Annotated in this window: 15 protein-coding genes and 3 pseudogenes; 6 read left to right on the top strand and 12 right to left on the bottom strand. The window is 59.6% G+C overall.

Going from position 1 to position 23877, the window contains the following annotated elements:
• Positions 1-18 precede the first annotated feature (18 nt).
• Positions 19-942, bottom strand: a complete 924-nt coding sequence (locus JWR14_RS10685; RefSeq protein ID WP_299705647.1) for a LysR family transcriptional regulator — start codon at positions 940-942, stop codon at positions 19-21.
• Between the two features lie 448 nt (positions 943-1390).
• Here JWR14_RS10685 and JWR14_RS10680 point away from each other — a divergent pair, with 448 nt between their 5' ends.
• Positions 1391-2557 (top strand): porin, encoded by a 1167-nt coding sequence (locus JWR14_RS10680; RefSeq protein ID WP_299705644.1) that lies wholly within the window; start codon positions 1391-1393, stop codon positions 2555-2557.
• Between the two features lie 202 nt (positions 2558-2759).
• Here JWR14_RS10680 and JWR14_RS10675 read toward each other — a convergent pair whose 3' ends face one another.
• From JWR14_RS10675 to JWR14_RS10650, 6 genes and pseudogenes are all read right to left on the bottom strand, one after another.
• Positions 2760-3134, bottom strand: coding sequence for a hypothetical protein (locus JWR14_RS10675; RefSeq protein ID WP_299705641.1), 375 nt, complete (start codon positions 3132-3134; stop codon positions 2760-2762).
• Between the two features lie 222 nt (positions 3135-3356).
• Positions 3357-4570: pseudogene (locus JWR14_RS10670) on the bottom strand (glycosyltransferase).
• Between the two features lie 11 nt (positions 4571-4581).
• Positions 4582-6423 carry an ABC transporter ATP-binding protein gene (locus tag JWR14_RS10665; protein ID WP_299705637.1) on the bottom strand — a complete coding sequence of 614 codons (1842 nt, stop codon included), beginning with the start codon at positions 6421-6423 and terminating at the stop codon, positions 4582-4584.
• Positions 6424-6872: 449 nt separating this feature from the next.
• The gene (locus JWR14_RS10660) at positions 6873-7694 is read right to left on the bottom strand and encodes an isocitrate lyase/phosphoenolpyruvate mutase family protein (RefSeq protein ID WP_299705635.1); all 822 of its coding nucleotides are present in this window, start codon (positions 7692-7694) and stop codon (positions 6873-6875) included.
• 157 nt (positions 7695-7851) lie between these two features.
• A pseudogene (locus JWR14_RS10655) lies at positions 7852-8974 on the bottom strand (PLP-dependent cysteine synthase family protein).
• Positions 8975-9461: 487 nt separating this feature from the next.
• The gene (locus JWR14_RS10650) at positions 9462-9593 is read right to left on the bottom strand and encodes a hypothetical protein (RefSeq protein WP_299705632.1); all 132 of its coding nucleotides are present in this window, start codon (positions 9591-9593) and stop codon (positions 9462-9464) included.
• Between the two features lie 920 nt (positions 9594-10513).
• Between JWR14_RS10650 and JWR14_RS10645 the strand changes: the two genes are divergently transcribed.
• Positions 10514-11575, top strand: a complete 1062-nt coding sequence (locus JWR14_RS10645) for an NAD(P)-dependent alcohol dehydrogenase (protein WP_299705629.1) — start codon at positions 10514-10516, stop codon at positions 11573-11575.
• Positions 11576-11880: 305 nt separating this feature from the next.
• Here the strand turns inward: JWR14_RS10645 and JWR14_RS10640 are convergent.
• A pseudogene (locus tag JWR14_RS10640) lies at positions 11881-13653 on the bottom strand (NAD(P)/FAD-dependent oxidoreductase).
• Between the two features lie 309 nt (positions 13654-13962).
• Here JWR14_RS10640 and JWR14_RS10635 point away from each other — a divergent pair.
• Positions 13963-14730 carry a helix-turn-helix transcriptional regulator gene (locus JWR14_RS10635; protein ID WP_299705626.1) on the top strand — a complete coding sequence of 256 codons (768 nt, stop codon included), beginning with the start codon at positions 13963-13965 and terminating at the stop codon, positions 14728-14730.
• A gap of 396 nt (positions 14731-15126) precedes the next feature.
• Positions 15127-15360: a hypothetical protein gene (locus JWR14_RS10630; protein WP_299705623.1), complete on the top strand. Its 234-nt coding sequence runs from the start codon at positions 15127-15129 to the stop codon at positions 15358-15360.
• Positions 15361-15668: 308 nt separating this feature from the next.
• Here JWR14_RS10630 and JWR14_RS10625 read toward each other — a convergent pair whose 3' ends face one another.
• Positions 15669-16265 carry a TetR/AcrR family transcriptional regulator gene (locus tag JWR14_RS10625; RefSeq protein ID WP_299705620.1) on the bottom strand — a complete coding sequence of 199 codons (597 nt, stop codon included), beginning with the start codon at positions 16263-16265 and terminating at the stop codon, positions 15669-15671.
• A gap of 93 nt (positions 16266-16358) precedes the next feature.
• Entirely contained in the window at positions 16359-17225 is an 867-nt protein-coding gene (locus JWR14_RS10620) for a LysR family transcriptional regulator (RefSeq protein WP_299705617.1), read from the bottom strand.
• 353 nt (positions 17226-17578) lie between these two features.
• Here JWR14_RS10620 and hpaC point away from each other — a divergent pair, with 353 nt between their 5' ends.
• Entirely contained in the window at positions 17579-18091 is a 513-nt protein-coding gene (hpaC, locus tag JWR14_RS10615; protein ID WP_299705614.1) for a 4-hydroxyphenylacetate 3-monooxygenase, reductase component, read from the top strand.
• Between the two features lie 24 nt (positions 18092-18115).
• Here hpaC and JWR14_RS10610 read toward each other — a convergent pair whose 3' ends face one another.
• A complete protein-coding gene (locus tag JWR14_RS10610) occupies positions 18116-18919 on the bottom strand; it encodes a transglutaminase family protein (RefSeq protein ID WP_299705611.1) in 804 nt (267 codons plus the stop codon).
• A gap of 85 nt (positions 18920-19004) precedes the next feature.
• Positions 19005-20153 carry a putative zinc-binding metallopeptidase gene (locus JWR14_RS10605; RefSeq protein WP_299705609.1) on the bottom strand — a complete coding sequence of 383 codons (1149 nt, stop codon included), beginning with the start codon at positions 20151-20153 and terminating at the stop codon, positions 19005-19007.
• A gap of 271 nt (positions 20154-20424) precedes the next feature.
• On the opposite strand from JWR14_RS10605, the gene JWR14_RS10600 reads away from it, so the two are divergent.
• A complete protein-coding gene (locus JWR14_RS10600; RefSeq protein ID WP_299705607.1) occupies positions 20425-23874 on the top strand; it encodes a transglutaminase family protein in 3450 nt (1149 codons plus the stop codon).
• The last annotated feature ends 3 nt before the right edge of the window (positions 23875-23877 follow it).

The following is a 23877-nucleotide window of genomic DNA, read 5'->3' as shown; positions in this document are numbered from 1 at the left end:
GGATGCACGGAATGCACGTTACGCGGCGGCACGCAGTCCCACCGCGTAATCGGGGGCACGGTACTGACTCACCGAGAAGTCGATGAAATGCCGGACCTTCGCCGCCAGATAGTTGCGGCCCGTGTAGAGAATGGACACCTGGCGCACGCCACCCGCAATCTGAAACTGGCCGAGGATGGGAAGCAAGAGGCCCTTTGCCAGGTCGTCCTTCACGAGCGGTACTGGCAGCAACGCGATCCCCATGTCCGCCAGCGCTGCGGAACGAACCGTTGCACTGCTGGTTGCATGCAGCGCGTTGCCCGTCGCCACGCGATACACGCCGTTCTGGTCCGAGAACTCCCAATTGCGTGCGGAGCCGTCGGAGATCGACAGCAGATGATGGTGCGCGAGCGCCGCAGGATTCACGGGCGTGCCGTGTTGAGAGAGATAACCGGGCGAGGCGACTGCGACCTCCTTGAATGTGGTCAGCTGACGGCATACCAGTGACGAGTTGGGCAGGTTGCGATCGGCGGAAAAACCAACATCGAAGCCGCCTTCTATTAACTCTATTGGCGAGTCATAGGTCGTCACGTCAAAGCCAATGCGCGGATACGCTGCGCGATACGCCGCGAGCAGATTGCTCAAGCCGCATGCGGCGTACGTGGTCGACGCCGCTACGCGTAACGTTCCGCTGAGATCGCGGGTCGAGCGCACGAGGCCCTCTTCAATCGTATCGAGTTGCTGGATGATCGTGCGGCAACCATCCACGTAGGCTTGTCCCGCCTCGGTCAACGAGAGCCGGCGCGTGGAGCGGTTCAGGAGGCGCATGTTCAGGTGCGCTTCCAGCATGCTGATACTACGGGTGACCGCGGCGGCCGACATGCCGAGTTGCTTGGCGGCCAGACTGAAGCTGGTGAGATCGACCACGCGGGTGAACACGCGCATTGCTTGTAGCTGATTCATGACGGGCAGCCTGTATCGATTTGACTGCGAGCATGATCTGCTTCGCGACGTAACAAGGACACGCCTGCTTTATTAAGTCTTTTTTAATTTTGTCGGCTGTTCTTAAGGCAACCATAAATCAACGGCGTGGCGCGTTCGATACACACAAACCCTCAATGATGGAAACACCACAAAACAAGAATATCGCGCCAACCTGGCGCACGTCTGCGCTCGAGCTCATTGCCCAAGCCTTGATTGCGGAAACTGAAAATCTGTCATTCAGTTCGACCACGCTGCCTGGCGCAGCTCGCTCCGTAGACTTCGATGCTCTGAGGTCAGGGCCGCACTCAACGCTGCATGTCCTCCCGCTCGAAGCGTTGTGGGCCTTGCTTAAGCGCAATGTCCAAGTCACGCAGCATTGCAAGCCGCCTCCTGGCCCGGAACCCGTTATCTATGTGGAGAGTTCAAGATGAAGAAAGTTCTGTTGGCTGCAACTGTTTCCGGCCTTTTCGCCGTAGCCGCTCATGCACAAAGCAGCGTCACGCTGTATGGCGTGATTGATGCCGGCGTGGTGTATGCGAACAACTCGCACACGCCGGGAACGGCCTCGTCGGGTCAATCGTGGGGTGTGGGTAGCGGCAACGTCAGCAACACGCTGTGGGGTTTGAAAGGCAGCGAGGACCTGGGGGGCGGCATGCACGCCATCTTCAAGTTGGAAGATGGTTTTAATGTGAACAACGGTGCGTTTGCGCAGTCGAGCGAAATCTTTGGCCGTCAGGCGTATGTGGGTTTGCAATCGAACCAGTACGGTACGGTGACGCTCGGCAAGCAATATGATTCCACGGTTGATTATCTGGCGCCGCTGTCGGAAGCCGGCCAGGGCTTGGGCAACAACCTTGCCGCCCATCCGTTCGACAACGACAATCTGGACAACAGCTTCAGCATCAGCAACTCGGTGAAGTTTGCGAGCATTGATTACGCCGGTTTCAAGTTCGGCGGCTTGTACGGCTTTTCGAACAAGGCGGGCGCGTTCGCGGACAATCGTGCTTATAGCGCAGGCGCGTCTTACTCCAATGGCCCGTTGAGTATCGCTGCGTCGTATTTGCAGATCAACAATCCCGGCCAGGGCGATAACGCGAATGGTGCGGTGTCAGGAGCGAACAACACATCAACCTTCGTTGCTGCGCGTCAACGCACGTTCGGCGGTGGTGTTAACTACGCTTTCGGCCCGGCCACGGTCGGCTTCGTGTACACCCACACGAAGCTTGACGGCCTCGATGCGATCAACATGAACGACGGTTATACGGCCTTGTCGGGCAATAGCCTGCGTCTGGACAACTATGAAGTGAATACGCGTTACGCGCTGACACCGGCCATGAGTCTCCAAGGCGCTTACACGTTCACCAACGGCTCGTTCAACACGGCGGCCGGCGATGCCAAGCCGAAATATCACCAGTTCTCGCTGCTTGCTGACTATGACCTGAGCAAACGCACGGACGTGTACGCGGAAGGTGTGTTTCAGCACGCATCCGGTGGCGATGGCACGGTGCTGGGCGATGCGGCGATCAACGGCCTGAGCCCGTCTTCCACGAACAAGCAAGTGGCTGTGACGGTTGGCATGCGTCACCGGTTCTAAGTTGCACGGTTTAAGTCAGGAATGGTCGACGCCGCGTGGTTTCATGTGGCGTCGACCTTTTCTTATGGATGGAAATGCGACGTGAATAGAAACACCTTAAGGCCAGACGACAATAAAATCGGCTAGCCTCAGGGTTTTTTCTAGCAATGCCGCTAGCGTTGCATCCGCGCGCGCCCGACAAACCTGCCGGCTGCACGCATCGTCAACTCGGTATCTGGCTCACCTCGAATGTCTGTGGCACAGGCTTGACGATAGCGTCCTGCAGGCGTTCGAGACTGGATTGAGGAATCGCGAACCCGGCCCAACCCAGCCCGGTATGACGCAATAGTAAAACGACCCCGTCGAACAGCGGGTTCTTGTCGAGATACCAGCACGGATCAATTTCGATCACATAGTTATGCGTGCGCGACGGTTCTTGCGGTAAGGCCGGCGACAGCCCCGAACGAATGTGACCGAGACGTTCGATCAGCAAGTCGATATCCTTGACATCGAGGATTGCCGCGTTCGAGCCAATATCGAAGCGTACCGCCTGCCGCCCGGAATCGTGGACTGCCTCGACTAGTAATGTTTGATACATCGCGAAACTCCCAATGTGTAATCGGTCCATTCATTATGGAATTCCGGAAGTCGTGAAGTCTGAAACAATGCTATCGAAGCATGAAATTTTATTTATGTTTGATCGGGTCGTGGGCATTCCGGCGGTGGCTGCGGGTCATCTGCCGGGCATCGAATAGATGAGCGGTCTGTTGATATGTCGAGCAATGCGAAGTAATTGACGATGAAGATCCAGAAGCCGGGTTCATATGTTTAGGATGATCTCAATCTCCGCAACAGCTGTCGCTGTTCCGTTTTCCTCCGACATTTGTCGCCCGAGTGTGGAAGCCCGCTGCCTGGTCTCCGCACCCTGCGCGAATCTGATCGCCTGTTCAAGCTTCTCGCGGTCCAGCTTGCGCGTCGATACCGCGTCGTCTGCTACGCCCAAGCGGTTCAGTTGATGAGCCCAAAAGAACTGGTCTCCTGCAAAAGGCAACACCACCGATGGCACCCCTGCGCGGCACGCCGAGTGGGTCGTGCCGCTACCACCGTGATGTATCACCAGCGACGTACGTGGGAACAGCCATTGATGAGGTGTTTCTTCGATGATGAAGAAGTTATCGGGCAACGCCATGTCAGGGGTGCCCGACCAGCCCGGATACAGCAGCACCCGGAGCCCTTCCGATGCGGTTATGAAAACATCAAGCAGGGCTTTCTGGTCGAATCCGACCATGCTGCCGAACCCCAGATAAACGGGCGGTTCACCCGCATCCAGAAAGGCTTGAAGAGCAGCAGGCGGCAGCCAGGAATCTGCAGGAGCCAGCCATTGCCCGCATAGTCTGGTGTGCGCAGGCCAGTCCCGCGGTTCAGGCACCAGAGCAGGGGAGACGCCGTACAGCATGGGATGCGTGGTCCATGGCTTCCGGCGTGGCGGCAGTCCTAGCACCGTCCGTCTTGCCTGATTGGTCGCTTTGCGGAAAGCGTGCCATAGCAGCCTGTTCAATGCCTGATGGCTTGCCCGATTCAACGCTGCCGGGATCCAGCGAGCAGGAAGGAACGGCGAGGCAAACGCATGGGTCGGAGAGATGGGTATGAGGCCCGCGCCAATAACGCTTATGCCAAGATGCTCGCCTACTGATAAGCCCACGAACGCGGCTAGCCCGGAAACAATAAGACCATCGCAACCTATAGCCGCTTGGGCGATCTGTTGCATCCAGCTGTGCGCATTGGCGTTTGCGATCCGCGCCAAACCCGTCACGGTAGCGTTGACACCCTTGCCGCTGGACACCAGGGCAACCAGCTCGGCTCTGATGTTTCCGCTCAACGCCGCATGAGGAACCCCAGGGCGCCGGCGCTCCCCAGGGTCGTTCCATCGGCGAGCAAAGTGACTTCGTGTCCCGCATCCATCAACGCGCGGCACAGCACAGCGAGGGGTCTTGTGTCGCCCTCGGTGCCGTAGGTCAATGCCAGGAGTTTCATCTAGATCCCTCTTATTGTGTCAGCTCGGCTTTGACCACGCTCGCCGGGTCCGCGCGATCGGTCGTCAGCCCAAGCGCTTGCCGTTCGAACAACCGCCGGTACAAGCCGTTGTGAAGCTGGATCAGCTTCTCGTGGCTGCCTTCCTCCGCAATCCTGCCCTTGTCGAGCACCAGCAGCCGGTCCAGCGCACGCACCGTTGAAAGCCGGTGAGCAACCACCAGGGTCGTGCGGCCGATCATCAACCGCTCCATTGCCTGCTGGATCAGCACTTCGCTTTCGCTGTCGAGGCTCGACGTTGCTTCGTCGAGGATCAGGATGGGCGCATCGGCGAGGAACGCGCGAGCGATGGCCACGCGCTGGCGTTCGCCACCCGACAACTTGATGCCGCGCTCACCCACTAGCGTTTCATAACCCTGGGGCAGCGCCGCGATGAAATCGTGGGCGCTGGCCTGCCTCGCGGCCCGCTCGATTTCCGCGCGGGTTGCGCCCGGCCGGGCGTACGCAATGTTCTCCGCTAGTGAGCGATGGAACAGCACCGGCTCTTGCTGAACGATCGCAATCTGACCACGCAGCGACGCCTGGCTGACATCGGCAATGTTCTGCCCGTCGATCATGATTCTGCCACCCGAGATGTCGTACAGCCGCTGGATCAGCTTGATCAACGTCGTCTTGCCGGACCCGGAGTGCCCGATCAACCCTACGCGCTCTCCCGGCGCAATGCGCGCCGAGAAATCGTGATAAAGCGGCTTCGCGTGGCCGTCGTAGCTAAAAGTCACATGCTCGAAGCGGATCTCGCCTTCACGGATCGCGATAGGGCCCGCGTCCGGTTTGTCTTCCACTCCCAGAGGCTGACCTTCAAGCGACACCAGCTCTTCCATGTCGTTGACCGAGCGCTGCAGATTGCGCACGTGCATCCCGACTTCGCGCAGATAACCCTGCAACATGAAGAACATGGTCAGCGTGAACGTGATGTCACCGACGCTGGCCTTGTCGGCTTCCCACAGCAACAGCGCGGCACCCAGGATTGCCGCCTGCATGGCCACCAGCATGCCGCCCTGCACGCCGCCGTTGATCGTGCCGCGTGCCCACGTGCGCCGCGTCCGGTGACGCCACTTGCCGATCACGCGGGCAAGCCGCGCTTCCTCACGCGTTTCCGCACCGAAGGCCTTGACCACGGTGTTGCAGCTCACCGCATCTGCCAGCGCACCGCCCATGCGGGTATCCCAGGCGTTGCCCAGGCGGGCTGCGGGCGCCACGAAGCCGAGCGACAGGGCGACCGTCACCGCAATATAGAGCAGCGACCCGACGCCCACGACGACGCCCATGACGGCCCAGTGCATGCCGAGCAGCACGGTTGCGCCGACCAGCATGACCAGCGACGGGAGAAGGGCGATGAGCAACGTGTCGTTGAGCAGGTCGAGCGCCCACATGCCGCGCGTGATCTTGCGCACGGTCGAACCGGCGAAGCTGTTGCCGTGCCAGTCAGCGGAAAACCGTTGCACGCGATGAAACGCGTTGGCGGCAATTTCGCTCATCATCTTGAGTGTCAACACGATGATGTTCATGAACACAAGCTGACGCAGCAGCGTGCCGGCCAGCCCGAGGCAGGCCAGGATGCTGAACGCGGTTGTGGCCGCGTGCCATGCCAGCTCCTTGCCGGCCGCGCCGGCGGCGAGTGCATCCACGAGCCGGCCTGCGTAGAGCGGCGTAAGGACGTCGGCGAGTGCCGACAGCAAGGCGAGCACAACAATGGCTACGATGCGCCACGGTTGTTTGCCCCAGTGAACCACAGTGAAACCGAGAACGTCTTTGAACGCCCGTCCGCCGAAGTCGAGTTTTTTTGTGTAAGCCATTTGCCACAGCCCGAGGCGCCAAGCGCAACAGGGCTATTCCGGTCGAGAGAAAATGAGAGCGACAGCCAGAGCACGCCTGCAAGAGCGGGCGAACTGTAACGGACTGTCTGGAAATGGCGCGGGCTGCAGTGCCCGCGCTGACGGCGACCTAAACTGGCCGGCGCATCAGGCAAGGGACGGCGCAATTGAATGTGAGCATCTTTTCGCCTCCCTTTGAGAAATGAAACTTGAGTGATGTGGGACCTGACGTGGGACCGGGCGGTCATCCACGACTGAATATTATCAGGCGCTTATGGCGCTTGCCAACCCCTTTCGGCCACGCACATGTTGTCGAACCGATACAGCGCGAGCGAGCGCACCATGGCCGCTGCAAGATTGACCCCGATGCAGAATGTCCCTGCGCTGCAGGGACATTCATGCAAGGAGCGGACGCGCACCGAGCCTTCGGCTCAGGCGAAGCCGTCGAAAACATCGTTTAACTGCTTGCCGGATGCGGCGCCGGCGAGGCCATCGAACGACCCCGCTTTCATTTGTTCGGCGGCCGTCAGCATGGCCTGCCACGCAACCCGTGCCAACCCTCCACCAACACTGATTCGACGCACGCCAAGGTCAGTCAGTTCGGCGACGCCCAGGCCGGGCCGCATCATGAGTACGTTGAGCGGCTTGGGCGCCACGGCGCGCACCATGACTGCTATATCGGCCTTGTCGACCACACCCGGTGCGTATAAACAGTCGGCACCTTCGGCCGCAAAGGCCACGAGTTTGTCGATGGACTGGCTGAGCGCGCCCGGATCACTGAGCAGGATTTCGGTGCGCGCAACCAGGATGACGTCGTCGCCAGACCGGTCGATCGCCGCACGGGCCGCACGTACGCGCTCGACTGCAAGCGCGGTCTCGTAGAGTCCGAACGGGGCTTCCACGTCGCGGTCTTCAATCGACAAGCCCGCCACGCCCGTCTGGATCGCGAGGCTGACATTGGCCGCGAGCGTGGCCGGGTCGGAAGCGAACCCGGACTCGAAATCGGCGTTGACCGGCAGGTCCACAGCCTCGCAGAGGGCACCCAGATGTTGCAGGACGTCGGAACAGTTCATCGCGTAGTCGGGCCGTCCTGTGGACCAGGCGAAGCCTGAACTGGTCGATGCCAGCGCGGCGAAACCGAGATGCTGCAGCATGCGCGCGCTGCCGGCATCCCACGGGTTGGGCAACACAAAACAACCTTGCTGGTGAAGCGCGCGAAAGGCAGCGCGTTTTTCGGCGACAGTACGGGTCATCGGAACCTCATCGTGTGTGGACGAATAAATTGGGGTTGCAAGGACACGAGTCCGCAAAAGTAGGCTTGGGTGCGGGAAACCTCGTGATTCATCTGCTGCGGACCGCGTTGGTATGGTCATACGGCACGGTCATGTGTGATCCCAAACGAACCGCGCTTTAAATTCCCACTCCCGCAGCTTCCATCCCCGCAATGCTCTGCTGGGTCAGCACCGCTTCGCCCGCTACCGCGCGAGCAATCAGTGCGTCGGGCTGCGCGACTGGAATTCCCTGCGCCTGGTACCAGGCATTGTCGTAGTAGGTGTTGCCATAACGTTCACCGCTCGCACAGCAGGCTGACGATGGAACCCTGTTTGCCCGCCTGCTTCATGCGCTCGGCCAGATACAGGACACCGACGAAATTGGTCCCTGTCGAGCCGCCAACACGACGCCCAAAGCGCCCCGCCAGATAGCGCATTGCAGCAAAGGACAACGCGTCGGGCACCTTGAGCATGGCATCGATACATGTCGGAATAAAGGAGCGCTCAACCCGCGGACGGCCGATGCCTTCAATCTTCGACCCGGCATCGAGTGTCAGGCTGCTGTCGGGCGTGCCCGCCAACGTGCTTTTAAAGTAATCGAAAAATACCGAATTCTCGGGGTCGGCGCAAAGAATGCGCGTGGTATGCCGCCGGTACGCGACGTAGCGGCCCAACGTGGCAGTCGTGCCGCCGGTGCCGCCGCTGGACACGAGCCACGTCGGCACCGGGTATTCCTCGTCGTCCATCTGCTTGAAGATCGACTCGGCGATATTGTTATTGGCCCGCCAGTCGGTCGCACGTTCGGCATAGGTGAACTGGTCCATGAAATGACCGCCGGTTTCCGCCGCGAGCCGATGCGATTCCGCGTAAATGTCCGCGGGGTTCGCCACCAGATGGCAGCGCCCGCCGTAGAACTCGATCGCCTCGATTTTCATCCGGGACGTGCCCGCCGGAATCACCGCGACAAACGGCAGGCCGAGCAGTCTTGCGAAATACGCTTCGGAAATGGCCGTTGAACCGCTCGACGCTTCAACAATCGTGCTGTGCTCGCGCAGCCAGCCATTGCAAAGCGCATAGAGAAACAGGGATCGCGCCAGACGATGTTTCAGGCTGCCGGTCGGATGGCTCGATTCATCCTTGAAATAGAAACGGATGTCCGGATAGCCGGGCAGGTCGAGTGGAATCAGATGGGTATCAGCGGAGCGGTTGAAGTCCGCTTCAATCTTGCGAATGGCTTCACGGGTCCAGTCGGAACGCGGCATGGAAATCCCCACCCAGTGACGGCTAACAGCGGATCGTCGCGCGAATCCGGCTCAGGCGCGCGGGCTATTGCACCGTGCTCGGGGCATGCGTTGTGCGTAACGCCCGGTTTGCCTCGGCTCGATATGAGGCCATCGTACACGAGAGCGGCAGGCCGGTTTTCAGAATCGCTACTGACTGGTTTTTCGGTGTGCTCTCGGTAGGGTGAGAGGATCCGCAGCATTCCGATTGAGCGGAAACATGGGATGAATGACCCATTCGATTCGCCCGTTATTGACGATGACCGTGAGACCTTTTAGCAGTGTGATGCCTGCTGCCACGAAGGTTGGCAGGGACGGTTTTCGTGTGAAGCGCAGGTGTTGATCCGACAACAACATCAACTTCAGATAACGATGGCCGATCGTTTCTTGCCGATCGACCACATAGTGCGTCGACACCCCCGCCGGAATCTTTGGAGCGGGGGCGCCGCACCGGCAGCCGCCGAATTCGCTACTCGCTCGTTGACAAGGCGTTCGGGAGTGGCAGTCTTGTCCCACGCATGGACAGTGCGCTCAGGAGCAGTACAGCGCCCATCAGCATCACCAGATATACCCCAACCATCGGCCAGTCCAAGTCTGTCATGTTCCTTCTCCCCGTCGCAGCGCAGAACGTTTCCGCCTCGTTATTCACAATTACGGCACGCCGGCAGAAATCTTGACAAGGCCGCTTGGGGGAAGGGTATTTCACGACCGTCACGACGATTCGTATGAGGATCGGTGTGCGCGAATGGCGGCTGGCTTGCAACGGACATTTATCCTGGGCCGTGCACGAACCGCCAATGCGTGTTCAGCAGCTTCCTCCGGGGACACTCAATCCCGAGTTCGGATGGGATACGCCGGCGAACTGACGCATGAGAATACTTCACGACATGTAGGATGACGAAACGTTATGGTGGCCAAATCGCTCCTGCGTGACTAGAAGCAGACTGGCGCGTTTACATCTTCAGGCTGCGATGCGAACGCTGAACGCCTCGATATCGAATTTGGGTGCGATCGTAGAGACGCGCGTCACCCGGCTAGCGCAAAGAATGCGATGATCGTGGAACAGGCCTGATCGAACCGCTCTCACAAGGCGCGTCTCTTTCCTTCGAATAACGCCCTGATATCAATCGCATAATTGCTGCAACTCCACATTCCATTAATTGGAATTGTGAAATCGCAATATTTCCATTGAGTGGATGGTCCACAATTCGCATACTGTCCTGCGAAGGGGGCGCTCGGGTCTCCCGGGTGTTCGACTGCAGATCAGGTTCGGAAACGAAACTCTGTAGTCAGCACGTCATTCGCGGCAGTCATTGTGCAATCGCACAGCCGGGCGATATCGATACAAGTCAGATCGAGCCTTGGCGCAGTTTCAGATGTCGTCAAGTCGAGAACGCCTTTTACCAAGCTTGTTGCCTTTCGTTCCAGCCGTTATGACGCGGGGTAACAGGATTGCACGGACGGCGCCCCCTGCATCGACGAACGCACCTCGAATCAACGAACTATTTCAAGGATCACACCATGTACAAGACCTATGGCTACGCCGCGCATTCCGCCAAGGAGCCGTTTGCTCCCTTCGCCTTCGATCGCCGGGATACCGGTCCGCACGATGTCCGCATCGAGATCCTGTATTGCGGCGTGTGTCATTCGGACCTGCACACCGCGCGCGGCGAATGGGCGGGTACGGTGTACCCGAACGTGCCAGGACACGAAATTGTCGGCCGGGTGACTGAAGTCGGCTCTGAAGTCACGAAGTTCAAGGTCGGCACGCTGGCGGGTGTCGGCTGCATGGTCGATTCGTGCCGGACGTGCCCTTCGTGCCAGGAAGGCCTCGAGCAGTATTGCGAAGGCAGTGGTTTTGTCGGCACTTACAATGCGCCAGACAAGCACACGGGTGGCGTGACCTACGGCGGTTATTCGAAGTCGATCGTCGTGGACGAAGCCTTCACGCTGCGTGTTCCCGAGAACCTTGAACTCGCAGCCGTGGCGCCATTGCTGTGCGCGGGGATCACCACTTACTCGCCGCTGCGCCACTGGAATGTCCAGGCCGGGCAGAAGGTCGGCATCGTCGGCCTGGGCGGGCTCGGTCATATGGGCGTGAAGCTCGCGGCTGCATTCGGCGCGCACGTGGTGCTGTTCACCACGTCCGCTAGCAAGATTGAAGATGCGAAGCGGCTGGGCGCGCACGAGGTCGTTATTTCGAAAGATCCGGAGCAGATGGCGAAACACGTCAACTCGTTCGATTTCATCCTCAACACCGTTGCTGCCTCGCACGACCTCGATCAGTTCACCGCGCTGCTCAAGCGCGACGGAACGATGACGCTCGTTGGCGTGCCGGAGCATGCGCATCCGTCGCCGTCTGTCGGCAACCTGATTTTCAAGCGCCGTACGCTGGCTGGTTCGCTGATTGGCGGCATTGCGGAAACGCAGGAAATGCTCGATTTTTGCGGCAAGCATGGCATCACGTCGGACATTGAGATGATCCGCATGGACGAGATCGACAAGGCCTACGAGCGCATGGTTAAAAGCGATGTGAAATATCGCTTCGTGATCGATATGGCGTCGTTGAAAGAAGAGGCCTGAGCACGGTCGAGCTGAGTTTGGGCCGAAACCAGCGGTTCTCAATCCACCTGTTTCGGCCGCGTCCTCACTTCTTATCCTCAGAAATGAGGACGCGCAGCGCATGTTAATCAGTTAAGTTGTCACCAAGAGCCGGGGGGGCTTCACAGGTCTACACCGAACTCCGATGGCTAAGCGAACGTGCCAAAGAATGCCCGCGCGTTCCGCCATACGAAACTGAGAGACTAAGACCCGCCTTGTGCGGGTCTTTTTTTTGGCCGCCTCTTAGGCTGTCTTTTAGCGCTTTTACAGCCCCCCGAACGTGAGTCTCAACGCCCGCCGCTGGCCTCGCGGTCCTCGTTAGTCGATGCGCCGCTGTAGTCATACGGAGGCGACATATTATCCAGCGGGTTGTTCGGCACGACACTGCCGCCCAAGCTGCGGATGACGGCGCACACCGCGTTAATCCCCGTTTGCAGCGCGCCTTCCACCCATCCGCCGGTAAATGAGCAACTGTCTCCAGCGAGATAGATGAAGGGGTCCGTCTTAGGCTGCAGGCTGTCCTGGAATTGGAAGAACAACTGCTGGCTCTGGGCATCGCCACCGGCAAAATTCAGCTTGAACGCGCCGTAATACCCCTGCTCCAGATCCCAGTCGACTGTCTTCACATAGGTCTCGTAGTCGTTGTTGATCGGCACGACATACTGCGCGAACGCGGCATTGGTCTGCGCCAGATCAGCCACGAGCCGCTGCACACGCTGCTGATTGTTTCCGAGCGCAAGCTGCTTGATCGCGTCGTCTTCCCACGCGTAACTGAGCAGCACGACGCCCGGTGCATTGGGGTCGGTCGGCGCATAATCGAGGCAATATACGCCCCGTACCAGCGTATCGGTCTGGATATTCGCGGGCAGGTTCTCGTCGAGCCAGAATTTTCGCGGCGTCATCACGAACACTTTCGACGAGCTGGTCAGATGCACATCATTCACTGCCGAGCGCTGCTGCGCCGAGAGCGCCGACGCGGGCGCGGTCAACGCCATGTCGATCTGCATCGCGCGCGTGCTGGCCGTCATGATCACACGGTCGGCGAACTGGATCGACCCGTCTGCCAGCGTGAGCATCACACCCTCGCTATTACGGGTCACGCGTGACACCGGCGTGTTCACGACACGTTGCGCAATCGAGCGACCGCCGAATACCCGCGCGCTAAATGCGTCCGCCAGCGATTCAATGCCCGCTGGAATGAACAACTGATCGGTTTCGAGTTCATCGACCATCAGGCGCACGATTTCCAGGAAGGCGACCGGGTACATCGGCCCCAATCCGCCTGACCCAACGCCGAGCGCGCCGAACAGCTCGTAGTCGTCCGGGTTGCGCTATGGCTTGCCGCCGGGAGGATTCGCGCCGCTGAAGAGGGTCTGCAGCGCACTATAAAAGCTCTGGTTCCCGAACATGTCGATATACGCCTGCCACGCGCTCCGCGCCGCCCCTAACTGTCCGTTGCGCAAGAGCTCGGTGATCGCAACTGGCGCCAGCAAGGCCGGTCCGGAGGAGGGCGTGAAGCCGTCGCTGATAAACGCGCTCCAGCCCGCATGGACGGTCGCGAACATATCGGGCGGATTGCCTTGGGCCGGCCATGTGTAGGTCTGTCCTTGATAACCGAGGTTGGTCAGCACTTCGCCTGGGTCGGGGAAATTCGAATTTGCCTGGATACCGAAGCGGTCAAGGTAATCGAACAGGCTGTATTCGCTGGGAGGGAAACGCATGGCGCCGAGTTCGGCCAGGAATGCCGGCGCCTGGTTCGTAAAGGGAACGCTGTAAGCGCGTCCGCCAGTGCGCCCGGACGCTTCATACAACACGACGTTCGCCGCACCGGCACGCAGAAGTTCATACGCCGACACGAGGCCGCTCATGCCCGCACCAATAATCGCGATCGTCGGATTGCCGGCCGCCGGGAGTTTGCCCAGCGAATCTGGCGACGCTGCCAGCAACGCGCCATAGTCGAACAGGGTATCGATATAACCGAAGGTGGGTTGTACGGCTGGAGTAGTTTCGCCGGCTGTAATAATCGGCTTGCGGCGACGTAGATTCGGAATGAAGGCCATGCATTTCCCCGTTTAATAGACGTTGATGGACGTTTAGTCGACGTTTGGTGGAAGTATTTCGGCATTGATATAAGTTGGGACTGAGCGCAGGCGGCCTGATCTTGTTCTCCGCCGCCTCGCAATGCGTTCAAACAATTGGCCCGTCAGGTGAAATGACGGCGAACTATTTAACGGCACGGATAGAACAGACTTGAATCGGAAATATCGTCCGTGTAATCTGCGAGGCAAGATCAAAAAAAATATGGAGGCTTGCGCGTGGAGAAAACGTCCGCGAGCCATTGACCCGGGACCCACCAGCATGTCCGTGAAATGTATTTGACGAGCCGAGAAACCGGCCTGGTTTCCGATATCTTCGCCGTGCTTGCCGACTCACTTCCTGAGCAGTTAATGCGGCAGGAAGTGGGCGTGCGCATGCTCAGCTTGCTGCGCGCGGATCATCTCGGGTCGTATGTCTGGGACGAGACGAAGAAGGAATTCGTCAATCGGGTCTCGTTCAACATGTCGGACGACAACCTGTCCGAGTACGAGAAGTACTATCAGTACCGCGATACCGTGACCCCCCGGTTGCAGAATTGCCGCCAGGCGGTTCGTGTGACCAACGTGATTCCGCAAGGCGAATTAATGCGGACTGAACTGTTTAACGACTTTCTGCGTCGTGACGGTTTGCACTGGGGTATGAATGTGTATGCGTGGGCCGGCGATGAGAATATTGGCGATCTGCGTATCTGGCGCGGTAAGCATCGGGAAGATTTCTCCGATCACGACCTCGCCATGGCCGAGTTCATTCGCCCCGCTTTTACCGCCGCACTCGCGCGAGCACGCGCCGCAGCTGGCATGGCACAGGCGTCTGGACCGCAAGCCAAGCTGATTTCAGAGGACGTGCTGAAGAACCTGACGGCGCGTGAGCGCGATGTGGTCGGCCTGGTAGTGGAAGGGTTACTCGACAAGGAAATTGCATTCCGGCTGGGCATCTCTTATACGACGGTCCGTACGCATATTGACCGTTCTTTCCATAAACTCGGTGTTGGAAGCCGCTCCAAACTGATTCGCGCCGTCCAGACAAACCGACACCAGTAAGGCGGCGCGCGGGCGAAAAGTATTTTTATAAATGCCCTCTATTCGGAAATAATATTCGCTGAATGCTGCGCCCAGCCATCGTGCTGCTTGAATTGAATGCGAAGACGGTTAGATAAGCGCTTCAGCAGAATGCCCGCGAAAATGTAAGCCTGGTGAGCCAACGAAATTGAATTCGGCCTGTGATGCGCAACGCTCGCACGCCCTGGACAATATTCCCCTTCGCCCAATAACGGTCTTTTATCGCACTGGCCCGGTGCGCCTCTGCATTTTCATTTATCGTTTTTTGCCTCTAGGCGATCACTAGACGTTATTGCCTAACGTAAATCCTCAGAATTGAGGATTCGCTATCGGTGAAGACCCGGTAATGTCGGCTCCTTTGCTACTGGAGCATGAGCCGTGAGCTTTGACCAGACCTTCCAAATCGCCCCCCGACATCCATTATTGGTCGAGCAGGAGATCGCACATCTGGAGCGGATCGTTCCGCGCTGGAGCGACGACGGTGGCAGTTCGCTTCTCGGCCAGGCTTATTGGCGCAAGCGTGTCATTGATCTGACGCGTTGTTCGGAATTGACGCCCACTCAGCACGCAACTGTGCAGCGAATACTCGAATGCGTGAACACGGCAATTTGATCGTGGCGCAGAAAGTTGTGGAGCAAGTCGTAGAACGAAAATTTCTGATTGTTACTCCAGCTTCCATTGCATCAACCTAACGAGAGAGGGCTGAATATGGAAATGCAATACCGAGGATCGACTATACGACCCATGGTCGCTCCCGCCCAAGGCGCCTTCGATTCATCCGTGATCATCCGGGACGAGCATGGAAATCAACGCTCGCACGGCACGCTCGGTCGTTTCGCTTCGCATAATGCCGCGACGAATTTTGCTGTCGTCTGGGCGATAGCCAGTCTGGATGGAGATGCAATGCCACGAGCGCCGTTTCAGGTGGTTTGACGACGCGGGCCGGTACCGCTTGGGCCTGAGTATAAGTATCGGTATCGGCCCGGTTCTACGAACCGGCAGCCATGCGTCGCGTGCGGCGGCGTAAATAGAGGTTGTTGAGAATCAGCGCCGACGGCTGCTGTCAGTTGGGCGCCAATACGCTGGAGCGTGGTTTCGATGTAAGGCCGCAATACTTCGTCTGCCGGAAGCAGTTCGAGTGCCGCATTGGTGATGAAACATCCATGGCGCCCGGCCAGGTCGGCGCTGAGCCGGGTGTAATGAAGCAGCGCCTCGCGCAGGCACTCACGCGGCGGCAGATCGGCTGCCAGACGCTCTTTGAGGCGGGCAACCGCACCGTCGGCATAACGTTCGAACGCCGCGATCAACAGCCCGTGCTTGTCGCCGAATGCGCCGTACAAGCTCCCTCGCAGCAGGCCCGTCGCATCGCATAAGGTTCCGACCGAGGTCGCGTGATAACCGCCTTCCCAGAACACCCGGCCGGCAGAATCGACGACTTCGTCGAGGTCGAACTCACGGGGTCGACCACGTTCTTGCGAGCGGTCGGCAGGTTGTGGCAGAGAAGAGGTTTTTGTCATGCGTGGATATTATGACCTGTCGTTCAATAAATCACGACGGCGTTGTTCTGGCTCAAACAACCCAGGCACCCGTTTCCACTAACGCGGCATCCCTCATCGCGGCAGAACAGCACAGACGGACCCGGCGAATTGCACGGTGACGGTTTGCTCGTTTCTCGTATGCCGCTGGACGAGGCCGATTTCACGCGTGAAGGTCTCGTCATCAAGAGACAATGCGCGCACCGTTTCCGGCACATGGAGCGCGGACGATTGCGGGATGATCGCAATGCCCACCCCGTGCGCCACGAGCCCGACAATTCCCTGCAATTCATCCAGCTCGACCACGTCCTGCACCGTGACGCGAATTCTTCTGAGAAAGCGGTCGACGAGGCGGCCTCCAAATGAGCTCCGGTCGTATCGAATAAAAGGCTCTGACTTGAGCAGCGCGCGCCACGGCTGGTCCGCCAGTTCGCGCGGGACCAGCAGCACGAAAGTTTCGGTGAGCAGCGTGCGCCAGTGCAGTTCGGCCGGCAGCGCGAAAGGGGGTTTGATGATCACCGCGACGTCGATCTCGCCGGAGTCCACCTGCGCGAGCAAGTTGAGCGACACCCCAGGAACCACGCGGATTCGCCACCCGGGCGAAGTCTGCCGGAACAGTTCAATGGCACTAACCAGAAACGACGCCTGCGCCGAAGCAATAGCCCCAACCCGCAGCAGACCGGACTGTTCCGCTGTACCGCCACGCGCCGCGAGGCGGGCGTACACCGACAACAATTCCTCGGCCGACTCGACCGTTTGCTTGCCCGCAGCGTTGAGCGTGGCGGAGCGCCCGGTCCGGTCGAATAGCGGGAAACCCAGGTCTTCCTCCAACCGCTGGATCTGTGCGCTGACAGCCGATTGCGTCAGCCCGATATGTGCCCCGGCGCTCGCGAAGGTCCCGAAACGCACCACCGCCAGAAAGGTTTTTAGCTCTCGCATCATGGTTTTATCGACCGCTTGAGTGGATTTTTTGCAGATTTCAATCAATCGATTTTATTGATGCTGAGATAAAAATACTATTGTTATTCAACTATTTTCGTTGATCTTAAGGCTGAAGCTGCGCGTCCGTTCCCCGATCATTTATCCGCGGATGTGGTCCAGCAGGCATACCGGCCTGCCAGGATCGCGGCACTCTACCGCCATTACCGGATGTAGCCGCCTGTCTTGCCCATTGCGTGGTTGGCACGGTCGTAGATAGTCAAGCGACCCGACAGCGCGAGGCGCGGCAAGACTCTGAAACGAGCCCGTTGCATTCCGGTGTTTCAGGTGTATTTGCGTGAACCGGGGAACAGGACATGAATAACGAAAGCACCCGCAAGCTGTTTCGGGAAGCCATGGCGTACCTGTCGGCGGCCGTCAACATCATCACCACCGACGGTCCGGGTGGCCGCTGCGGCATGACCGCAAGCGCGGTATGTTCGGTGACCGACACACCGCCCACCATGCTTGTGTGCGTGAACCAGTCGAGCTTTGCCCACTCCGTGTTCGCGGGCAATGGCAACGTCTGCATCAACGTGCTGCCTGCCAATCACCAGGAGTTGGCGCGTCATTTCGCCGGCATGACCAACCTGCCGATGAGCGAGCGCTTCGAGCAGCAGACCTGGACCGCGGGGCGCCTCGGTTTGCCCGTTCTCGCCGATGCGCTTGCCAGCCTTGAAGGACGTATTGTCGATACTAAAACGGTCGGCTCGCATTCGGTGATGTTCGTGGAAGTGGACGACATCGTGGTGCGGGGCGACGGCGACAGCCTGATTTATTTCGGTCGCCACTTCCATCGGCTGGCTCGCACGGCGCCCGCGCTTTGCTGAGTTTGGTTGAATAACTAACGCAGATCACTGAGGCTCGCAGACCACGCTGAACCTGACCAGCGTGGTCGTTCCGAAGGTGTTGCTCAATGCGACATCGGCGGCGTCGCGGCCTCGAGCCATCAACACACGTCCGGTGCGCGGCGCATTGTTGCGCGGATCGAATGTCTGCCACGTATTGCCCAGGTACACCTCGATCCAGGCGCAGAAATCCATGGGTGCGTAGGGCGGCGGCAGACCGATATCGCTGATATACCCCGTGCAGTAGCGTGCCGGAATATTCATCGCGCGGCATAACGCGACCGCGAGATGCGCAAAGTCCCGGCACACGCCCACACCTTCCCGATACGCTTCGAACGCCGTCTTGGTCGGACGCGCGCAGTTATAGTCAAAGCGAATGTGCCGATGAACAAAATCGCAAATGGCCTGCACCCGGGCACGTCCGAGCGGCGTATGGCCGAACATCTGCCAGGCGGCATCGGACAGAAGGTCGGTCTCGCAGTAGCGGCTGCCGAGGAGGAACTGCATGCACTCGTCGGGCAGCTCTTCAACGGCATGCTGATAACCGTTTGGCTCCGGCAACTCCGGATAAGGCGGCACGTCGATCAATCCCTCAGTGGACAGCGTGAGCCAGCCTTGCGGTGCAACCAGCCGGCTGCACAGATTGCCGAATGAATCGTGATACTGCGAGTAGGGCACCGGCGGGTTGACCCTCAGGATGTCCGGGACAAGGATGCTCTGCGCACGCGACGCGTGCATGTTCAACATCAGCAGCATCGGTGTCGGCTGCACGCATTCATAGACCAGTTCGTAACCAACGCGGAGCTTCATCGGACTGACCTTTTTAGGTTGGGGCGCTTGGGTTGAGGCGTGAACGGCAGGAGTCAAATACATCGAACTCCTGATTAAGCCATGATCAACCGGCTGCCGCCGCCGGCTGGTCTTGCCTGGTTTCCTGCTGAACGTCATCCTTCACCTGCTGCCGAGCACCCACGCTCGCAATCACCTTATGCACGAAACGCAGCTTGGCGACGACCTTCGGCGAGAGCGTGAACGGGTACGCATCGGCTAGTCCCAGGCTTCGGTTCAAGCTGTTCAATGCATACATGAGCGGAAACCATTGCTTCATGAGCTCATCGAAGCTGGTGTTCTCGACCGGCTCGATCTCGGTGAGCGACGGTTCGTTGTCGGACTTCGGATCGAGTTTGAATCCGCAGGCCGCAGCGGTGTCCACCGTATCGACGATATGCAGGTAATGTGCCCACGTCTCGGCCCAGTCTTCCCACGGATGCGTGGTGGCGTACGCGCTCACATAGGACTGGTCCCAGTCGGCGGGCGGTCCGTTGTCGTAATGCGCCTGCAGTGACTGGGCGTAGTCGACCCGCTCATCGCCGAACATCTCGCGAAACGGCTCTTCCCACGGTGTATTCGCCACGAGTCGATCGAAATAATAGTGGCCTATCTCATGCCGGAAGTGCCCGAGCAGGGTGCGGTACGGCTCATGCATATCCGAGCGCATGCGTTCGCGCAGGGCGTCATCGGCCTCGGCTATGTTCATCGTGATGAGGCCGTTGTCGTGACCGGTCAGGACCTTCGCCCCCATGTTGCCGTCTTCAAGAAACTCGAACTGCAAACCGGCTTCGGGATTGGTCCGCCGCGAGTCCGTGTTCAGGCCGAGTGACGAGAGCGCAAACAGCAAGCGCCGCTTGGCCGTCTCCAGCTTGTACCAGTAGACCCGGTTGTTTGGCTGAGTGAGATTGGGGATGGTCTGCGTCAGGCTGCACGCCGGGCATAACACGTCCGGCGAGTCGGCCGGGATCATCCAGTTGCAGACATTCTCCAGCGCGTAGTTATTGCACTGCCGAAACTGCGCGCCATTAGCCGATGGATTCAGGGCGCGCCATAGCGTGTTACCCGCCGGGTTATTTGTCGTGTCGCCGGCCGGTTCGAACGCGCAAACTTCCGACAATTCAGGTACGAAGCCCAGCAATGCCGCGCAGGATTCGCATTTCACGTTCTCGAAAAAAACGTGATGCTGGCAACGGCCGCAATGGAATGTTTTCATATTGAAGAGATAGGCTGGAATATAGGGCGTGGTGGCGTGATGCCGGCTCGATGGTGCCTATCAAGCAAGCCACGTGCCGCCGCAGGAACGGTCTGGCCCAGACGCAAAGGGCGTTTTGCGCGCTAGTTTGGTGCATCAACGGACATTTGAAATGGCTTAACCGCAGTATTGCGTGCATGGAAGTTCCCCGCAGCCTTGCCCGATGGTGCGTTCGGCCAAACGGCATGGAGTTTGCTTTTGAAGATTGCCAAAATTCGTCCAGGAGTCAGGTGTGTCAATCCGTGTCGCGTTGAACCATGTCACGCACTACCGTTATGACCGCCTCGTCGGCCTTTCACCGCAGGTCGTGCGCCTGCGGCCCGCGCCGCATTGCCGTACGCCGATCATTTCCTATTCGATGCGGGTCGAGCCAGCCGAACACTTCATCAACTGGCAGCAGGACGCGTTCGCGAACTATCAGGCGCGGCTTGTGTTCCCCGAGAAAACGCGGGAATTCAAGATCACAGTCGACCTGGTCGCCGAGATGGCGGTGTACAACCCCTTCGACTTCTTTCTCGAGCCCTACGCCGAGAAATTCCCGTTCGCGTACGAACCCGAACTCGCGGCTGAACTTGCGCCGTATTTGATCAAGCGCGAAGCAACGCCGCTGCTGGCCAAATTAGTCGAGAGCATCGACAAAACGCCTCAAACCACGGCCGATTTCCTGGTCGCGTTGAACCAGCGGCTGCAGCAGGACATTGGCTACGTGATTCGCATGGAACCCGGCGTTCAGACGCCGGAGGAGACGCTCGACAAAGCGTTGGGATCATGTCGCGACACAGGCTGGTTGCTTGTCGAAACCTTGCGTCAGCTCGGGCTGGCCGCGCGTTTCGTGTCGGGTTACCTGATCCAGCTTGCCCCCGACCAGAAGTCCCTCGATGGCCCGAGTGGCACCGAAGTCGACTTCACTGACCTGCACGCGTGGTGCGAGGTCTTCCTGCCCGGCGCGGGCTGGATCGGACTCGACCCGACCTCCGGGCTGCTGGCCGGCGAGGGGCATATCCCCGTCGCCTGTACGCCTGAGCCTGGGAGCGCCGCGCCGATCTTTGGCGCTGTCGATGAAAGCGAAGTCGAGTTCGAGCACATCATGCAGGTGCAGCGGGTGCTCGAAACGCCACGCGTGACGAAACCGTACACGGAAGAAGTGTGGACCGCGGTTCAGAAGATGGGCGCGCAGGTCGACCAGCAACTGACCGACATGGACGTGCGCCTGACGATGGGCGGCGAGCCCACGTTCGTCGCCGTGAGCGACCGCGATGCAGCGGAATGGAACACCGACGCACTGGGTCCGACGAAGCGTGGTTATGCCGTCTCGCTGATGGACAAGTTGCGTGCGCGTTATGGCGTGGGCGGCTTCCTGCATCTCGGTCAAGGCAAGTGGTATCCGGGCGAGCAGTTGCCGCGCTGGGCCATGTCGCTGTTCTGGCGCGCGGATGGCGAGCTGATCTGGGAAGACCCGAAGCTCTTTGCCGATGAGCGCGATCCCGGCCAGTACACAGCAGAAGATGCACGGCGGTTTATCGAACATCTGGCGGACAAGGTCTCGCTTGATCCTGCGTATATCCAGCCCGGTTACGAAGACACGTTCTATTACCTGTGGCGTGAACGCCGCTTGCCGGTGAACGTGGACCCGTTCGAATCTGAACTCGATGACGAGATGGAACGCATGCGCTTGCGTCGTGTGTTCGACGCAGGCTTGTCGCAGGTAACGGGCTATGTGCTGCCTATTGCGCGCGAGCGCGATGTTCCCATGCAAGCGCCAACATGGGTCAGCGGCCCCTGGTTTTTCCGCGATGGCCGCATGTACCTGATTCCCGGCGACTCGCCGATGGGGTATCGGCTACCCCTTGAATCGCTGCCGTGGGTGAGTGCGGGAGATTATCCGCATCAACATCCACACGACCCGTTCGGACCGCCGGCGCCGTTGCGCCAGGCGATGGAATTGCGCATGCAATATCGCGGCGGCGCGGTTCCTGGCGAGAGTATCGAAGGAAGAAAGGGCGAGGGTTTGGAAGCGGGAACAGCGGCAACAGCGAGCACGGGGCAACGGCCCACAACCTCAACCCGCGAGCCGTCACGCGGCGAGTCCGCGTCGTGGATCAGGCGTACGGCACTATGCGTTGAAGCCCGAGATCCGGCGCGTGCGGCAGGACCGGACGTTGAAGCGAAATCGTTTGGAAGCGGCAAGAGCCTGCTGCATGTGTTCATGCCGCCGCTGACCGAACTCGATGACTACCTCGACCTGCTCGCGGCTATCGAAGCAACCGCAGCTGATCTGCGCATGAAGGTGGTGATCGAAGGTTATCCACCGCCACGCGATGCCCGTCTCAAGATGCTGCAAGTGACGCCGGACCCGGGCGTGATCGAGGTGAACATTCATCCGGCGTCGAGTTGGGATCAACTCGTCGATCACACCGAGTTCCTGTATCAGTCGGCGCACGAAAGCTATCTCAGCACCGAGAAGTTCATGACCGACGGCCGGCACACCGGCACGGGCGGCGGCAATCACTTCGTGCTTGGCGGCGCGACGCCTGCCGACAGCCCGTTCCTGCGGCGTCCCGACCTGCTTGCAAGCCTGATTGCGTACTTCATCAACCATCCGTCGATGTCGTACCTGTTCTCGGGATTGTTCCTCGGACCCACGAGCCAGGCGCCGCGTGTTGATGAAGCGCGCAACGACCAGCTCTACGAGCTGGAGATCGCGTTCAAGGAGATCGAGCATCAACTGGAACGCCTGGGCGGGCGCGATAGCGCGTTGCTGCCGCCGTGGCTGATCGACCGGACATTGCGCAACCTGCTGATCGATGTGACGGGCAACACGCACCGCGCGGAATTCTGCATCGACAAGCTGTATTCCCCCGATGGCCCGACCGGCCGCCTCGGCCTGCTTGAACTTCGGGGCTTCGAAATGCCGCCGCACGCGCGTATGAGCCTCGTCCAGCAATTGCTGTTGCGGGCGCTGGTCGCGCGGTTCTGGGACAAGCCCTACACCACGCGCCTCACGCGCTGGGGCACGGAACTGCATGACCGTTTCCTGCTCGGCACGTTCATCGAAATGGATTTCCACGACGTCATCGCGGACCTCAATGAAGCCGGTTATGCGTTCGATACCGCGTGGTTCGCGCCGCATTTCGAGTTCCGTTTCCCGCTGGTGGGCGCGGTCCAGACGAACGGCATTGAACTGACGGTGCGCAGCGCGCTGGAGCCGTGGCATGTGATGGGCGAGCAGGGGTCGCCGGGCGGGACGGTGCGCTACGTGGATTCGTCGGTGGAACGGATGGAAGTGCGGGTGCTTGGGCTCAACGACAACCGCCATGTGGTGACGGTCAACGGCGTGCCATTGCCGTTGCAACCCACCGGGCGGGTGAGCGAGCATGTGGCCGGCGTGCGCTTTCGGGCATGGTCGCAGCCGACGGCGCTGCATCCGTCGATTGGCGTGGATGCACCGCTCACCTTTGACATAGTTGACACCTGGAGCAACCGGTCCATAGGCGGATGCCGGTATCATGTAGCCCATCCGGGTGGCCGCAATTACGTGACCTATCCGGTCAACGCATACGAGGCGGAAAGCCGGCGGCGCGCGCGCTTTTTCAGAATCGGCCATACGCCTGGACGGATGGTCGTGGAAGAACCGAAACGCAGCCTGGAGTTTCCTTTCACGCTCGATTTGCGCCGACGGTAGCCT

Source organism: Caballeronia sp., from assembly GCF_028292365.1.
Taxonomy (GTDB): Bacteria; Pseudomonadota; Gammaproteobacteria; order Burkholderiales; family Burkholderiaceae; genus Caballeronia.
Note: the sequence above shows the minus strand (reverse complement) of the source record. Positions and strands in the feature narration are given on the sequence as shown.

Excerpts from the sequence above, each read along its gene's own strand:
- JWR14_RS10685 (WP_299705647.1), bottom strand. The coding sequence starts at position 942 with ATGAATCAGCTACAAGCAATGCGCGTGTTCACCCGCGTGGTCGATCTC.
- JWR14_RS10680 (WP_299705644.1), top strand. The coding sequence starts at position 1,391 with ATGAAGAAAGTTCTGTTGGCTGCAACTGTTTCCGGCCTTTTCGCCGTA.
- JWR14_RS10675 (WP_299705641.1), bottom strand. The coding sequence starts at position 3,134 with ATGTATCAAACATTACTAGTCGAGGCAGTCCACGATTCCGGGCGGCAG.
- JWR14_RS10665 (WP_299705637.1), bottom strand. The coding sequence starts at position 6,423 with ATGGCTTACACAAAAAAACTCGACTTCGGCGGACGGGCGTTCAAAGAC.
- JWR14_RS10660 (WP_299705635.1), bottom strand. The coding sequence starts at position 7,694 with ATGACCCGTACTGTCGCCGAAAAACGCGCTGCCTTTCGCGCGCTTCAC.
- JWR14_RS10650 (WP_299705632.1), bottom strand. The coding sequence starts at position 9,593 with ATGACAGACTTGGACTGGCCGATGGTTGGGGTATATCTGGTGATGCTG.
- JWR14_RS10645 (WP_299705629.1), top strand. The coding sequence starts at position 10,514 with ATGTACAAGACCTATGGCTACGCCGCGCATTCCGCCAAGGAGCCGTTT.
- JWR14_RS10635 (WP_299705626.1), top strand. The coding sequence starts at position 13,963 with ATGTATTTGACGAGCCGAGAAACCGGCCTGGTTTCCGATATCTTCGCC.
- JWR14_RS10625 (WP_299705620.1), bottom strand. The coding sequence starts at position 16,265 with ATGACAAAAACCTCTTCTCTGCCACAACCTGCCGACCGCTCGCAAGAA.
- JWR14_RS10620 (WP_299705617.1), bottom strand. The coding sequence starts at position 17,225 with ATGATGCGAGAGCTAAAAACCTTTCTGGCGGTGGTGCGTTTCGGGACC.
- hpaC (WP_299705614.1), top strand. The coding sequence starts at position 17,579 with ATGAATAACGAAAGCACCCGCAAGCTGTTTCGGGAAGCCATGGCGTAC.
- JWR14_RS10610 (WP_299705611.1), bottom strand. The coding sequence starts at position 18,919 with ATGAAGCTCCGCGTTGGTTACGAACTGGTCTATGAATGCGTGCAGCCG.
- JWR14_RS10605 (WP_299705609.1), bottom strand. The coding sequence starts at position 20,153 with ATGAAAACATTCCATTGCGGCCGTTGCCAGCATCACGTTTTTTTCGAG.